General features: G+C 72.0%; 15 protein-coding genes. 4 read left to right on the top strand and 11 right to left on the bottom strand.

Features of this window, described 5'->3' with window-relative positions; translation table 11 throughout:
- Positions 1–34: 34 nt before the first annotated feature.
- Entirely contained in the window at positions 35–1,075 is a 1,041-nt protein-coding gene (locus tag AB0I67_RS12305) for a S8/S53 family peptidase (RefSeq protein WP_357921809.1), read from the bottom strand.
- A 175-nt stretch (positions 1,076–1,250) separates the two neighbouring features.
- On the opposite strand from AB0I67_RS12305, the gene AB0I67_RS12300 reads away from it, so the two are divergent.
- Positions 1,251–1,745: a DUF3145 domain-containing protein gene (locus AB0I67_RS12300; protein WP_357921806.1), complete on the top strand. Its 495-nt coding sequence runs from the start codon at positions 1,251–1,253 to the stop codon at positions 1,743–1,745.
- Positions 1,746–1,817: 72 nt separating this feature from the next.
- On the opposite strand, the gene AB0I67_RS12295 is transcribed toward AB0I67_RS12300, so the two are convergent.
- The 9 genes from AB0I67_RS12295 to AB0I67_RS12255 all read right to left on the bottom strand — a co-directional run bounded on the left by AB0I67_RS12295 (position 1,818) and on the right by AB0I67_RS12255 (position 10,046).
- Positions 1,818–3,221, bottom strand: coding sequence for a carboxyl transferase domain-containing protein (locus AB0I67_RS12295; protein WP_357922185.1), 1,404 nt, complete (start codon positions 3,219–3,221; stop codon positions 1,818–1,820).
- Positions 3,222–3,243: 22 nt separating this feature from the next.
- A complete protein-coding gene (fabF, locus tag AB0I67_RS12290; RefSeq protein WP_357921803.1) occupies positions 3,244–4,476 on the bottom strand; it encodes a beta-ketoacyl-ACP synthase II in 1,233 nt (410 codons plus the stop codon).
- Positions 4,477–4,512: 36 nt separating this feature from the next.
- Positions 4,513–4,752, bottom strand: a complete 240-nt coding sequence (locus AB0I67_RS12285; RefSeq protein WP_357921800.1) for an acyl carrier protein — start codon at positions 4,750–4,752, stop codon at positions 4,513–4,515.
- Between the two features lie 60 nt (positions 4,753–4,812).
- Entirely contained in the window at positions 4,813–5,769 is a 957-nt protein-coding gene (locus AB0I67_RS12280; protein ID WP_357921797.1) for a beta-ketoacyl-ACP synthase III, read from the bottom strand.
- A complete protein-coding gene (locus AB0I67_RS12275; protein ID WP_357921795.1) occupies positions 5,766–6,683 on the bottom strand; it encodes an ACP S-malonyltransferase in 918 nt (305 codons plus the stop codon). Before AB0I67_RS12275 ends, AB0I67_RS12280 begins: the two co-directional genes overlap by 4 nt.
- A gap of 103 nt (positions 6,684–6,786) precedes the next feature.
- Entirely contained in the window at positions 6,787–7,947 is a 1,161-nt protein-coding gene (locus AB0I67_RS12270; protein WP_357922182.1) for a helix-turn-helix domain-containing protein, read from the bottom strand.
- Between the two features lie 121 nt (positions 7,948–8,068).
- The gene (locus AB0I67_RS12265; protein ID WP_357921792.1) at positions 8,069–8,500 is read right to left on the bottom strand and encodes a DUF350 domain-containing protein; all 432 of its coding nucleotides are present in this window, start codon (positions 8,498–8,500) and stop codon (positions 8,069–8,071) included.
- Positions 8,497–9,654 (bottom strand): glutathionylspermidine synthase family protein, encoded by a 1,158-nt coding sequence (locus AB0I67_RS12260; RefSeq protein ID WP_357921789.1) that lies wholly within the window; start codon positions 9,652–9,654, stop codon positions 8,497–8,499. Before AB0I67_RS12260 ends, AB0I67_RS12265 begins: the two co-directional genes overlap by 4 nt.
- Complete coding sequence (locus tag AB0I67_RS12255; RefSeq protein WP_357921786.1) at positions 9,651–10,046, bottom strand: hypothetical protein; 396 nt, start codon at positions 10,044–10,046, stop codon at positions 9,651–9,653. Before AB0I67_RS12255 ends, AB0I67_RS12260 begins: the two co-directional genes overlap by 4 nt.
- Positions 10,047–10,119: 73 nt before the next feature.
- On the opposite strand from AB0I67_RS12255, the gene AB0I67_RS12250 reads away from it, so the two are divergent.
- The 3 genes from AB0I67_RS12250 (at position 10,120) to AB0I67_RS12240 (ending at position 12,525) form a co-directional block, all read left to right on the top strand.
- On the top strand, positions 10,120–11,142 hold the full coding sequence (locus tag AB0I67_RS12250) for a PHP domain-containing protein (RefSeq protein WP_357921783.1): 1,023 nt from the start codon (positions 10,120–10,122) through the stop codon (positions 11,140–11,142).
- 190 nt (positions 11,143–11,332) lie between these two features.
- Complete coding sequence (locus tag AB0I67_RS12245; protein WP_357921780.1) at positions 11,333–12,058, top strand: YafY family protein; 726 nt, start codon at positions 11,333–11,335, stop codon at positions 12,056–12,058.
- Between the two features lie 104 nt (positions 12,059–12,162).
- Positions 12,163–12,525: a VOC family protein gene (locus tag AB0I67_RS12240; protein WP_357921777.1), complete on the top strand. Its 363-nt coding sequence runs from the start codon at positions 12,163–12,165 to the stop codon at positions 12,523–12,525.
- Between the two features lie 401 nt (positions 12,526–12,926).
- On the opposite strand, the gene AB0I67_RS12235 is transcribed toward AB0I67_RS12240, so the two are convergent.
- A complete protein-coding gene (locus AB0I67_RS12235; protein WP_357921774.1) occupies positions 12,927–14,456 on the bottom strand; it encodes an alpha/beta hydrolase in 1,530 nt (509 codons plus the stop codon).
- Positions 14,457–14,470: the final 14 nt, after the last annotated feature.

The following is a 14,470-nucleotide window of genomic DNA, read 5'->3' as shown; positions in this document are numbered from 1 at the left end:
CTCCCCGTGGTTGGACGAGGACTGAGCGTAAACTCTACCGAGTCGCCGGGACGACAGCCCCCAGATCGGGAATTTGCCTTTCCTTGAGCACCGCTTGGGCCGCCTCGTGCGGCGGCAGGTCGGCGGCGGCGCGGGCGATGGCCCCGCTGACCAGCGCGGCGGCGAAGGAGGTGCCGCTCCAGGAGGCGTAGCCGGCGAACTCGCCGGTGCGCAGGTAGGCCGAGGTCAGCCACTCGCCGCGGGCCCAGGCGTCGATCCAGCTCCCGTGCGCGGAGAACGGCGCCCGGCGTTCCTCGGCGGCGTCGAGCGCGCCGACCCCGATGACGCCGGGCAGGGCCGCGGGCCAGAACGGCCGGTCGGAGCCGGTGTTGCCGGCGCAGGCGACCACGACGGTCTCGGTGAGGGCGGAGACCGCGTCGGCCAGCAGCGGCGAGGGCTGGTCGTCGTGGGTGTGGCCGCCGAAGGAGAGGTTGAGCACGTGCGGGCCTCCGGCCAGGTCGCCGGGCCTGGCGCCCTCCTGCTCCCGCTGCCGCAGCCGGCGCAGGGCGCGGACCACCCCGGCCTCGTCCCCGAGGCCGTCGCCGTCGAGGACGCGGGCCACGCGCAGCGAGCTCTCCGGGGCCTGGCGCAGCAGCAGGCCGGCGATGAAGGTGCCGTGGCCGGCCTGGGCGCCCTGGACCGCGTCGGCGGCGGCCTCGGGCAGCCCGCCGTACCACGTGCTGCCGGCCCACCAGGGGTGGGCGGCGACGCCGGTGTCGAGCAGGGCGACGGTGACGCCGGAGCGTTCCCGGCCGATCTTGGCCTTGACCGGATCGGCGGGGAACGGGCGCGAGGCGGGCCCGCCGAAGAACAGCGGCTGGCCGGCGAACACGTGGTTGGGCGAGGCTCGATGGCCCTGATCGCGCAGCTCGGCAACGAGCTCGCAGGGGTCCACCCCTGGTGAGAGGCGTACGACGCAGACGCCGTCGGCCTCCGCGATGGCCTGGGTCCAGCGGGAGACGGCCGAGACCGTGCCCCGTTCGATCAGGATCTGGCCCGGCCGGATGAGCGAGTGACCAACAGCTTGGACGTCCATGTGGACGTATCTTTCCGTCTCAGGAGACGTGTCACGTGCCACATCCGCAACAACTTGGTATGGCCCCCCTCTGGTGCCGAGAAACGACGGACGGTAGTCTCTCCCTAGTCACTTGTGATCATCCCAGGACGAGGCCGTTGGGGAAGGCGCACCTCGTACCGAAACGGGAGGTCCGGTGTCTGCTCGTGGCGTGCTGTACGTCCACTCGGCTCAGCCCGCGCTGTGCCCTCATATCGAATGGGCGGTCGCGGGTGTTCTTGGCGTGCCTGTCGACCTGACCTGGACTCCCCAGCCTGCCGCGCCCAATGTCGTGCGGGCCCAGGCCGAGTGGGAGGGGCGCCCCGGCATCGCCGCCGCGATCGCCTCCTCGTTGATGGGCTGGCAGCGCATCCGCTTCGAGGTGACCGAGGACGCCACACCTGGCGTGGACGGCACCCGTTACGCCTACACCCCGACCTTGGGGGCCTTCCACGCCGTGGTGGGGGCGACCGGCGACATCCTCGTGCCGGAGGACCGGCTGCGGACGGCCATGATGCTGGCCGCGCAGGGCCGGTGCGTGCTGGAGGAGGAGCTGGACAAGCTGCTCGGGCGCGCGTGGGACGAGGAGCTGGAGCCGTTCCGCTACGCCGGCGACGGCGCCCCGGTCCGCTGGCTCCACGCCGCGGTGTGATCCGCGCCGGGTCTGCCCGGCGGCGGTCCAGCGCGGGCTTTCCCCTGCGCGCCCGGATTCTTTCGCGGCGGTCTAGAGCGGGATGTTGCCGTGCGACCCGCGGGCCGGAGTGGCCTGGGCCAGCACCCGGGCGATGGCGCCCCGAGTCTCCTCGGGCTTGACGACCTCGTCGATGACGCCGAGCTCCTGGGCACGTTCCAGGCCGCCGGCCTGCTCGGCGTGCTCCTCCGCCAGCCGCCGCTCCAGCTCGGCCCGCTCCTGCCCGGGAGCCGCGGCCAGCTCGCGCCGCTTCAGGACGCGTACGGCGGCCACGGCGCCCATCACGGCGACCTCGGTGGTCGGCCAGGCGAAGACCTTGGTCGCGCCCAGCGCCCGCGAGTTCATCGCGATGTAGGCCCCGCCGTACGCCTTGCGGGTCACCAGGGTGACGCGCGGCACGGAAGCCTCCGCGAAGGCGTGCAGCAGCTTGGCGCCCCGGCGCACCACGCCCTCGTGCTCCTGCGAGACGCCGGGCAGGTAGCCGGGCACGTCCACCAGAACGACCAGCGGCACCCCGAACGCATCGCACATGCGCACGAACCGGGCGGCCTTCTCCGCCGAGGTGGCGTCGAGGCAGCCGCCGAGCCGCAGCGGGTTGTTGGCCACGACGCCGACCGTACGGCCGCCGAGCCGGCCCAGCGAGGTGACGACGTTCGGCGCCCACTTGGGGTGCAGCTCCAGGCCGGGCTCGTCCAGCAGCCCGTTGACCAGCGGCTTGACGTCGTAGGCGCGGCGCGGCGAGTCGGGGAGCAGCGAGGAGAAGTCCACCTCGGCCACCTCGGCGGTGCGGACGCGGCCCTGGTGTCCCAGGAGGACGGCCAGCCGCCGGGCCTTGAGATAGGCCTCCGGCTCGGTGGGGGCGACCAGGTGCACGACGCCGCTGAGCTTGCTGTGCGGCACGGGACCGCCGAGCGAGGCGGCGTCCACGTCCTCGCCGGTGACGCTGCGGACCACGTCGGGCCCGGTCACGAAGATGCGGCCGGACTCGGCCAGGATGACCACGTCGGTGAGCGCCGGCCCGTAGGCGGCGCCTCCGGCGGCCGGGCCGACGACGACGGAGAGCTGCGGCACGACGCCGGAGGCCTTCGTCATCGCGGCGAAGACGCGGCCCACCGCGTGCAGGGAGTCGACCCCTTCGGCCAGCCGGGCGCCGCCCGAGTGCCAGATGCCGATGACCGGCACCCGCTCGCGGACGGCGACGTCGTAGGCGTGGACGATGTGCTCGCAGCCCTCGGCACCCATCGCGCCGCCCTGGATGCGGGCGTCGCTGCAGAAGGCGACGACGGGCACGCCCTCGACGCGGCCCGCCGCGGCGTAGACGCCACTGCGGTCCTCGGGCGCGAGCAGGCGGACCGAGCCCTCGTCGAGGAGGGCGGTCAACCGGACGAGCGGGTCGCGGGGATCGGCGGGCTCCTCGTCGGAGCCCGCCGGGAGCACCCGGCTGCCCGCGACCGTCACGTCAGGCGCCCTGGAAGACGACGGTGACGTTGTGGCCGCCGAACCCGAAGGAGTTGTTGATCGCGGCGAGGTCGCCGTCCGGCAGCGCGCGGCTCTGGCCGTGGACCAGGTCGACCTCGATGCCGTCGTCGGGGTTGTTCAGGTTGATGGTCGCCGGGACGATGCGCTCGCGCAGGGCCAGGACGGTGAAGACCGACTCGATGCCGCCGGCGCCGCCCAGCAGGTGGCCGGTCATCGACTTGGTCGAGGTGACCAGCGGGTGGGTGCCGATGGCCTTGGCCACCGCCTGCACCTCGATCACGTCACCGGCCGGCGTGGAGGTGCCGTGCGCGTTGAGGTGCTTGATGTCCTGGCCGCTCAGCCCGGCGTCCTTCAGGGCCATCGTCATCGCCATGCTGATGCCGCGGCCCTCGGGCTCGGGCTGGGTGATGTGGTGGCCGTCGGAGGAGTAGCCGACGCCGGAGGCGTAGGCGTGGATGCGCGCGCCGCGGGCGCGGGCGTGCTCCTCGGACTCCAGGACGACGATGCCCGCGCCCTCGCCCAGGACGAAGCCGTCCCGCTCGCGGTCCCACGGGCGGGAGGCGCCCTGCGGGTCGTCGTTGCGGGTGGACATCGCGCGCGCCGCGGCGAAGGCGGCGATGTTGAGCGGGTGGATGGCCGCCTCGGTGCCGCCGGCGACGACGACGTCGGCACGGCCGGAGCGGATCATGTCCATCGCGTAGCCGATGGCCTCGGCGCCGGAGGCGCAGGCCGACACGGTCGCGTGCACGCCCGCCATGGCGCCCAGGTCGAGCCCGATCCAGGCGGCCGGGCCGTTCGGCATGAGCATCGGGACGGTGAAGGGCGAAAGGCGGTTCCAGCCCTTCTCCTTGAAGACGTCGTAGGCCGAGAGCGTGGTGCCGATGCCGCCGATGCCGCTGGACACCACGACGCCGAGCCGCTCGGGGGCGACCTCGGGCTTGCCCGCGTCGGCCCAGGCCTCACGGGCCGCGACCAGGGCGAACTGCTCGCTCCGGTCGAGCCGGCGGGCCTCCGGCCGGGGGAGCACCTCGGCCGGGTCGACGGCGGCCATGCCCGCGAACTTCACGGGGACGCTGTCGACCCAGTCCTCGGTGATGCTCTCCACCCCGGACCGACCGGCGAGGAGCGCCGACCAGGTCGAGGTGACGTCTCCGCCCAATGGCGTCGTCGCGCCAAGCCCGGTGACGACGACTCGTGCCCGGTTCGCACTCACGTGGTTACGCTCCTTGCTGGTCAGAAATGGGGTTGATCAGGCGTTGATGAAGTTGATGACGTCCTTGACCGTCTTCAGGTTCTTGAGCTGGTCGTCGGGGATCTCGACGCCGAACTCGTCCTGAGCGGCCACGGCGATCTCGACCATGGACAGGGAGTCGATGTCGAGGTCGTCCACGAAGCTCTTCTCCGGGGTGACCTCGGACGCCGGGATCCCGGTGATCTCGTTGACGATCTTGCCGAGGCCCTCGAGGATCTCCTGCTCGCTGACTGCCATGTCGGTGGTTCTCCTTTGGTTGAATATTCGGTCCGTACGGCATGCGTCGCCGTACGAAGCCTAGGGAATCTCGATCACTTGCCCGGCGTAGGTCAGACCCGCGCCGAACCCGAGCAACAATGCCAGACCTCCGGACTGGACCTCACCCCGCTCGATCATCCTGGAGATGGCCAGCGGGATGGAGGCGGCCGAGGTGTTGCCCGCGAGCACGATGTCTCGGGCGATCACCGCGTCATCGGCGCCGATCTTGCGGGCGATCGCCTCGATGATGCGCAGGTTGGCCTGGTGAGGGACGAAGGCGGCCAGCTCCGACGGGTCGACCCCGGCTCGCTCGCACGCCTCCTTGGCCACCGGGTGGAGCGAGGTGGTCGCCCACCGGAAGACCGTCTGCCCTTCCTGGTAGAGGAAGGAGTTGCGGTCCGCGACGCTGATGACCTCGGCCTTGTCGCCTGAGCTGCCCCAGACGACCGGGCCGATGCGCGGAGTGTCGGAAGGGCCGACGACCGCGGCGCCGGCGCCGTCGGCGAAGATCACCGCGGTGGCGCGGTCGGTCCAGTCGACCCACTGCGACAGCTTCTCCGCGCCGATGACCAGCACGTGCCGGGCGGCGCCGCCGCGCACCGCCGCCGAGGCGGTGGCCAGCGCGTAGCAGAAGCCGGCGCAGGCGGCGTTGACGTCGAAGGCGCCGGGGGAGTCGATGCCGAGGCGGTGGGCGACCGTGGCCGAGACGTTGGGGATCTGGGTCTCGCCCGTGCAGGTGGCGACGATGACCAGGTCGATGTCGGCCGCCGACAGGCCGCTGGCGGCCAGCGCCTTGGCGGCGGCCTGGGTGGCCATGTCGGCGAGGGACTCCTCGGGACCGGCGACGCGGCGTTCCTTGATCCCGACGCGGGACTGGATCCACTCGTCGTTGGTCTCCATGGTCTTGGCGAGGTCGTCGTTGGTGACGATGCCGGCCGGCTGGTAGCCGCCGAACGCCAGGATCCGTGCCCCTGCCGCGACGTCGGGAATCCTCACTTGACCAGCTCCTTAGCCGCTTCGAGATCGTCGGGTGTCTTCAGTGCCACGGTCTCGACCCCGCGCAGCCCGCGCTTGGCCAGACCGGTCAACGTACCGCCGGGCAGCAGCTCGATCATCCTGGTGACGCCGAGCGAGGCCATGGTCTCCATGCAGAGGTCCCAGCGGACCGGGTTGCTGACCTGGTCGATGAGGCGGGCGACGAAGTCGGCGCCGCTCTCCACGACCGTGCCGTCGCGGTTGGACAGGACCTTGATCCGCGGGTCGCGCGGGGTGAGCTCGGCCGCGGCGGCGCGGAGGTCGTCCACGGCGGGGGCCATGTGGCTGGTGTGGAACGCTCCCGCCACCTGGAGCGGGATGAGCCGGGCCCGGGCGGGCGGCTCCTCCTTGAAGGTGGCGAGCTGCTCCAGCGTGCCGCCGGCGACGATCTGGCCGGCGCCGTTGATGTTGGCGGGGGTCAGGCCGTGCTTGTCGATCGACTCGAGCACGTCGGTGCCGCCCAGGACGGCGGTCATGCCGGTCCGGGTGACGGCGGCGGCGCGGGCCATGGCCTGGCCGCGCTCGCGGACGAGGCCGAGGGCCTCCTCCGGGGTCAGGACGCCGGCCAGCGCGCCCGCGGCCAGCTCGCCGACGCTGTGCCCGGCCAGCAGGTCAGGGGTCGCGCCCTTGCCGTCGGCCGACAGGCTCAGCCCGAGCGTCTCGGCGGCGGCCAGCGCGGCGGCGACCAGCAGCGGCTGGGCGACGGCGGTGTCACGGATCTCGTCGGCGTCGGCGGTGGTGCCGTAGGCGATCAGGTCCAGCCGGACGATCTCCGACCAGGCGGACAGCCGGTCGGCGACCCCCGGCAGGTCGAGCCACGGGGTCAGGAAGCCTGGAGTTTGGGCGCCTTGGCCAGGCGCGACGATGACGAGCACAAAATCCACCATGCACTGTGGAAGTCCGACACGAGGATCACGATCCGTACGAACTTTGTCCCGTCGATTTTGTAGGGAACCTACAGTGGGGCTTGCTCGGGGGCTAGGTTAGTGACCGCCATGTTATGGGTTTGGCGCCCATGCTCCGTTGCGCCTCGGTCGGGGCGTTCTCGGCGAGTCGCCCGAGAATGAGACCCACCTGGAGGGTGAAGGCCGAGCGGCCCTCGGTCGGCTGGTAGCCGGTCAGTTCGGTGATCTTCTTGAGCCGGTACCTGACGGTGTTCGGATGCACGAACAGCAGCCGGGCGGTGGCCTCCAGCGAGGTGCCCTGCTCCAGGTAGGTGGCCAGCGTGTCGAGCAGCGGGGTGCCGGCCAGCGGCAGGTAGACGTTCTCCACGAGCTGCTCGCGGGCGTCGAGGTCGCCGTCCAGCGCACGCTCGGCCAGCAGGTCCTCGGCGTGCACCGGGCGCGGCGCGTCCGGCCAGCCGCTGGAGGCGCGCAGCCCCGCGATGGCCGCCCGCGCGCTGCGGGTGGCGGCGTGCAGGTCGGGCACCTCCGGGCCGATGACGATGGGTCCCGGCCCGAACTGCCGCACCACGTGCTTGGCCGCCTCGTCCACGCTGCCCGCGCCGCCCACGATCACGATCAGCCGGTCGGCCTGGACGCCGGCCAGCAGGTCGAGCCCGATGCGCCGGCCGCGCTCGCGCAGCCCGTCGATCACGGCGCGCGGGTCGTCGTCGGGCGCCTCTCCGGCGATCACCACCACGGGGGAGGAGGTCCAGCCGAGCGCCGCCGCCCACGAGTGCAGGCCGTCGTCGACCTCGCCGCGCACCAGCGCGTCCACGATCAGCGCCTCCAGCCGGGCGTCCCACGCGCCGCGCACCTCGGCCTCGCGGGCGTAGACCTGGGCCGCGGCGAAGGCGACGTCGCGGGTGTAGCGGAGCATGGCCTGCTCGAGCTGGTCGCGGCCGTCGGGCGCGGCCAGGTCGTCCACCTGCGCCTCGACCACCTCGACGATCATGCGGATGATGTCGACGGTCTGCTGGAGCGAGATCGAGCGCTTCAGCTCGCGCGGGGCCGTGCCGAAGAAGGCGATGCTCGGCGTCGGGCGGCCCTCCCCGGCGTGCTGGAACCACTCCACGAAGGCTGCGATGCCCGCCTGGGCCACCAGGCCCACCCAGGACCTGTCCTCCGCGCTCAGGGCGCGGAACCAGGCCAGGCGCTCCTCCATGCGGCCCATGGCCGCGGTGCCCAGGGCGCCCATGTTGCGCTCCAGGCGCCGGGTGGTGTCCAGGCGGGTCTGTTCTTGGTCCTTCACGCTACTAAGAGTGCCAGCCTGTTCGCGATGACCGGAACAGCGGTTACGGTCACGCCGCCGGGGCGGCTCAGATGACCGCGACCGCGGTGATCAGGCCGATCGCCAGGTGGGTGGTGGCCAGCAGCTTCGCGCCCGGCTGCAGCTCGGCCTCCGCGGCCAGCTCGCGGATCGAGATGCCGATCAGCTTGTCGAAGACCACCATGGAGATGGTCTGGACGGCGATGCCCACCAGGCCGAAGACCGCCGTCGCGGCCAGGCCCTCGGCCAGCCGGCCGCCGGAGGCGAAGATCGAGGCGGCCACGATCAGTCCGACCGCGGCCAGGCCGCTGGAGGTGAGCAGGGTGGCGTTGGGGTTGCGCTCGACCTTGATGATCTGGCTGAGCTTGCCGGGGATCGCCCAGTCGATGACGTAGAAGCCGATGATGAGCAGGATCAGGCCGACGGCGGCGTACGCGGCGATCGCGCCCGCACCCCGGGCGAGGGTCTCGAAGATGGTCATGGTTGCTCTATTCGATGGGGTACGAACGACGAGGTGTCATCGGTGATCAAACCACTGGTCTCACGGATTCCCAAGCCTGCGGACTCGTCGGCGACCATCCAGGCGCCCAGCACCGGGTGCTGGCCCTCGAAGTCGGGCAGCGGCTCGAAGGCCTGGTGGACGTAGCCCTCGACGCCGTAGGAGCCTGGCGTCTCGATCGTGCCCTGCGGGGTGACCACGCGCATCGACGCGCCCTCGCGGCCGAGCAGCGGCTTGGCGATGTACGACGACAGCTCGCGCGGGCCGTCGAGGTAGGCGGGCAGCAGGTTGGGGTGGCCGGGGTACAGCTCCCACAGGATCGCCAGCAGCGCCTTGTTCGACAGCAGCGTCTTCCACAGCGGCTCGATCCACGTGGTCGAGGCCGCGTGCCGTACGGCATGCTGGCCGAACCCGTCGCCCAGCATCCACTCCCACGGGTAGAGCTTGAACGCCGAGCGGATCACCCGGCCCTCCAGGTCGACGAAGCGGCGGTTGGCGGGGTCCCAGCCCACGTCCTCCATCGCGATCTCCAGCGCGTACAGGCCCGCCTGCGTGGCGGTGTCCTGGAGGTAGGCCACGGTCATGGCCTCCTCGCCGGTCTCGTCGCGGTTGGTCCAGGCGAAGTGGGTGGGGCCGGTGGGCAGCACCAGCTCGCCCCAGCGCTCGATCAGCCGCTCGTGGATGGAGTTCCACTGGTCGTCGGCGGGGAAGACGTCCTGCTTCCAGAACCACTGGACGACCGAGGCCTCCAGCAGCGAGGTCGGGGTGTCGGCGTTGTACTCCAGCAGCTTGGCCGGGCCGTCGCCGTCGTAACGCAGGTCGAAGCGGCCGTAGACGTGCGGGTCGCGCCGCTGCCACGACTGGGCGATCTCCGGGGCCGCCCACGCCGGGATGGCGAAGTCCTTGAACCGGTCACGCTCGATGACGTGCTCGACCGCGGCCAGGCACATCCGGTGGAGCTCCTCGACCTGCTCCTCCAGCGCCTCGACCTCGGCCAGGCTGAAGACGTAGTGGACCGACTCGTCCCAGTACGGCCGGGGCGACCCGGTGGGGTGGGCGACGCGGTGGAAGGCCAGGCCCTGGCTCTCGACGATCTGCTCCCAGCCCTCGCGGGGGGCCGAGCGGGCTCTTCTCAACTGCCGCTGCCCCCGCGTCCGCCGAAGCCGCCGCGCTGGATCGTGGTGCCCTGCCGGGTGTTGATCGTCACGCCGGACGGGCGGATGGTCGTGCCTCTGGCCACCCGCGCGCCGATGCGCGTGCCGGCGTAGTACCACAGGAAGGCGCTGCCGGCCCCGCCGCGGTAGTGGGTGGTGTCGCAGAAGTCGTCGTCGACCACGGCGTAGGACCCGTCGGGCTGCATGGTGCTGGTGTCCACGCAGTCGGCCGTGACCTCTTCGTCGTCGTCCATCTGCGCGGCGCAGAAGCCGATGAGCAGCACGCCCACGGCCCCCACGATGGTCAGCTTCACGACCTTGGAGGACTTGCCGGACTTGGGCGGCGGCGGCTGCTGAACGGTCTGATTTGTCATCGTGCTCCCGACACTCTGTGCCTCAAGCCTACGCCTGCTTCAATGAAGGTACGGCTCCTGCTTGCATGGTGCTATGAGACCACTTGCGGCCCTTGAGGAGATCGCCCTCCTGCTGGAAGAAGCAGGTGAGGCGGCTCACCGGGTCCGCGCCTTCCGGCGCGCGGCCGCCGCCATCGCCGACCTGCCCGACGACGAGCTGGTACGGCTGGCGCACAGCGGCGAACTGACGGGGCTGGCGGGCATCGGCAAAGTCACCTCATTGGCTATAAACGAGGCACTCGACGGCCAGGTTCCCACCTACCTGCGCCGCCTGCGCGCCACGGCCGAGGTCGACCTGGGCTCCGCCGCGGGCGAACTGCGCGCGGCGCTCAAGGGCGACCTGCACAGCCACTCCGACTGGTCGGACGGCGGCTCGCCGATCGCCGAGATGGCCGCCGCCGCGCAGGACCAGGGGCACGCCTACCTCGCGCTCACCGACCACTCGCCCCGGCTGACCGTCGCCAACGGCCTGTCGCCCGAGCGGCTGCGCGAGCAGCTCCGCGTGGTGGCCGAGCTGAACGAGCGGCTGGCGCCGTTCCGCATCCTGACCGGGATCGAGGTGGACATCCTCGCCGACGGGCGGCTCGACCAGGAGCCGGAGCTGCTGGCGCGGCTCGACGTGGTGGTGGCCAGCGTGCACTCCCAGCTCCGGATGGACCGCGAGTCGATGACCCGGCGCATGGTCACCGCCATCGCCAACCCGCACGTGGACGTGCTCGGCCACTGCACCGGACGGATCGTCAAGGCCGGGAGCCGGCGGGGCGGGCTGCGGCCGGAGTCCGACTTCGACCCCGAGCTGGTCTTCGAGGCCTGCCGGCGGTTCGGGGTGGCGGTCGAGATCAACTCGCGGCCGGACCGGCTGGACCCGCCCAAGCGGCTGCTGCGGCAGGCGTACGAGTGGGGGTGCCTGTTCTCGATCGACTCCGACGCGCACGCGCCCGGGCAGCTCGCCTGGCAGCGGTTCGGGTGCGAGCGGGCGGCGCTGTGCGGGGTGGGGGCCGACCGGGTGGTGAACACCTGGGCGGTGGCCGACCTGCTGGCCTGGACCACCTCCTGAACCTCTCGCCGGAGCTCTGGCGGGCTGTACGCCCGGCGGGTTTGTACGGCGGGGCGGCCCGGCGGGGTGTCCGGGGTGTCCGGCGGGCTTGTACGGCGGGGCCGCGCGGCGGGTATCCGGTGGGGGAGAAGTGCCTGGCCACGGCTCCTGAACCGGGCAACTGTCGGTGGCGCGGCGTAGCGTCGCGCATGTGAACCGTACCGACCGGCTCTACGCGCTCGTCGAGGACCTGCGCGCGATCTCCCCCAGGCCACGCTCGGCACGAGAGCTGGCCGAACGTTACGGCGTGAGCGTGCGGACCATCGAGCGCGACATCATCGCCCTGCAGGGATCCGGCGTCCCCATCTACGCCGAGGCGGGCCGGCGGGGCGGCTACGCGCTGGACAAGGCGATGTCGCTGCCGCCGCTCAACTTCACCCCGGCCGAGGCCGTGGCCATCGCCCTCGCCCTGTCGCGGGCCGGTGACCAGCCCTTCGGGCAGCAGGCCCGCTCGGCGTTGCGCAAGGTCGTGGCGGCGATGCCGGGACGGGAGGGCGAGCTGGCCAGGGAACTGGCCCGCCGCGTGCAGGTGATGGCGCCCGCCGAGCCGGTCGAGGAGGTCCGCCCCCTGGGGCCGGCCGGGGTGTCCCGCTCGATCGAGGACGCTTTACTCCACCGGCGCGTCCTCAAGCTCGAATACGCCGACCGCAAGGGCATGCTGACCGTCCGCGACGTCGAACCCGGCGTGTTCCTGGGCGGCCGGGGCGGGTTCTGGTACCTCGTGGCGTGGTGCCGGCTCCGGGACGACGTGCGGGTCTTCCGGCTCGACCGGATCATGTCCGCGCTGGTCACCCCCGAGCGGGCGCCGGACCGGCCGTTGGAGGGCTACGTCTCGGACGTCCCGGAGATGCTCGTCCAGGGCGCGGTGCTCGACTAGATTCTCGAGAAGTCAATCGAAAACACCGACATAGTGCTGTCGCTTGGCCGTCATATCGTTCTCTTGTTCGAGGAAAGTCGTTCGTTCAAGAGGGAGGGACGGTCATGGACAACACCGTCACGTGGTTCGAGGTCGCCACCGATGACCCGGCCGGGGTCGAGCAGTTCTACGGCGACCTGTTCGGCTGGACGTTCGCGCCCGCCGACGGGCCGATCGACTACCGGACGATCAGCTACCCCGGCGGCGGGCAGCCGGCCGGAGGCCTTTACAACACCGAGGGCCGCTTCCCCAACCACGCCCTCTTCCACGTGCAGGTCCCCGACGTCGCCGCCGCCTGCGCCCGCTCGGAGTCACTCGGCGGGAAGGTCTTGTTCCAGGAGATCGGGGGCGAGGGGCCGGGCACCGACTTCGCCTACGTCAGCGACACCTCGGGCAACCTCTTCGGCATCTTCCACCAGCGCTCGTGACCCCCGGGCCTCCCGTTCCCCTCCGACCCAGCTCCCCCACGCTCCAAGCCCCGCTGCAACGGTGACCCGCTGCAACGGTGACCCGAGAGCACGGGTTCCCCAGCGTCGGTCCGCAGCCTTCTGACCCGCGACGTGGATGTCCGCCGGCCGGCGTTCCCCCGCCCGGCCTTCCCCCGGACCCGTTCGTCGCGTCCTGACCCGGGCTCGCCGCCCCCCGCCGAGCGGCGGCGCGCCCGGGTTAACCCCCTCGCCCCCATCCACCTCAGCCTCAGGCTCCCCAGCCTCAGGTTCACCCGAGCCCCCGGTCCACCCGAGTCCCGGGTCCCCCCGGCCTCAGGTCCACCCCATCACCCGGGCTCACCTCATCCCCCGGCTCCTGGGCGAGCGGCCTGGGGAAGCCGTCAGGCGGCGCAGGTGGTGGCGGCGGCGGGGACCTTGCCGTCCAGCAGATAGGAGTTGACCGTCTTCATCACGCACGGGTTCCCGCTCAGGTAGGCCCCGTGCCCCTCACCCTCGAAGGTGACCAGCACAGCGGTCTTGAGCTGCTCGGTGAGCTTGGGCGCCCACTCGTACGGCGTCGCCGGGTCCCCCTTGCCGCCGACGACGAGGATGGGCCCCGACCCGGTGGCGTCCACCCGCTTGGCCTCGTCGCTCCCCGGCACCGGCCAGACGCTGCACAGCGAGCCCGCCCCCGCACTGCCGAACAGCGGCGAGATCTTGAGCGCCGCCTCCTCGGTTCGGAGCAGCGTCTCCCGGTCCGGCCGCTCGGCGCTGTCCACGCAGGTGATCGCCGGGAAGGCGCTCATCTGGGTGTTGTACTGCCCGTCGGCGGTCCGCCCGGTGTAGGAGTCGGCCAGGTACATCAGGCCACCTCCGTCGCCCTGCGTGGCCTGCGCGAGCGCCTCCTCCAGCAACGGCCAGCTGTACTCGGAGTACAGCGCCGCGGCGATCCCGGTGGAGGCCAGACCCTGGGTGAGCTGCCGCCCGCGCACGGCCAGCGGCTGGCCGACCAGCTTGGTCATCAGCGCCGCGATCTTGTCGTCGGCGGCATCGACGGTCTTGCCGAGCTGGCAGCCCTCAGCCACGCACGCCTTGAGGAAGCTCTCGTAGGCCTGCTGGAATCCCTTGGTCTGGGCGAGGGTGCGCTCCTCGAAGCTGACCGTCGGGTCGAGCGGCGCGTCGAGCACGGTCCGCCCGACCTGGGCCGGGAAGAGCGTCGCGTAGACGCCGCCGAGCTGCGTGCCGTACGACATGCCGAAGTAGTTGAGCTTGGCGTCGCCGAGGGCGGCGCGCAGGCGGTCCATGTCCTTGGCGGCGTTCACCGTGCCGACGTAGGGCAGGACCTTGCCGGAGTCCTGCTGGCAGAGCCCGGCGAAGGTCTTGTTGGCCGCCTCGTTGCGGGTGCGGGTCTCGGCGTTGGCGGGCAGCGTGTTGAGCGCCATGAAGGTGTCCATCTGCTTGCCGTCGCCGCACCGCACCCCGTCGCTGCGCTCGACGCCCCGCGGGTCGAAGCTGACCAGGTCGTAGCGGGCGTTGAGCGGGCCGAAGGCCTTGGCGGCCTGGGCGAGGGTGTCGACGCCGGAGCCGCCCGGGCCGCCGAAGTTGAAGACGAGCGAGCCGATGCGCTTGCTCTTGTCGGTGGCCGCGACGCGGATGAGGGCCAGGTTGAGCTGCTCGCCGTCCGGCTTGGCGTAGTCGAGCGGCACCGCCAGCTTGCCGCACTGCAGGCTGGGGTCGGGCTTGGCGGGAGTGCCGCCGTCGGGGCGCGTGAGGTCGGTGCACGCGCCCCACTCGATCTGGCCGCCCTGGGCGGACGTGGCGGGCGGTTGGGTCCCGGCCGCCGACGGCGTGGGTGTGCCGCTGGTTCCGGCGCTGCTGCCGCAGGCGGCCACGGTGACGAGCACCGCGGTGGCGGTCAGGAGTCTGCGCATGGTCTTCCCCTCTC

Source organism: Nonomuraea sp. NPDC050310, from assembly GCF_040655795.1.
GTDB lineage: Bacteria > Actinomycetota > Actinomycetes > Streptosporangiales > Streptosporangiaceae > Nonomuraea.
Note: the sequence above shows the minus strand (reverse complement) of the source record. Positions and strands in the feature narration are given on the sequence as shown.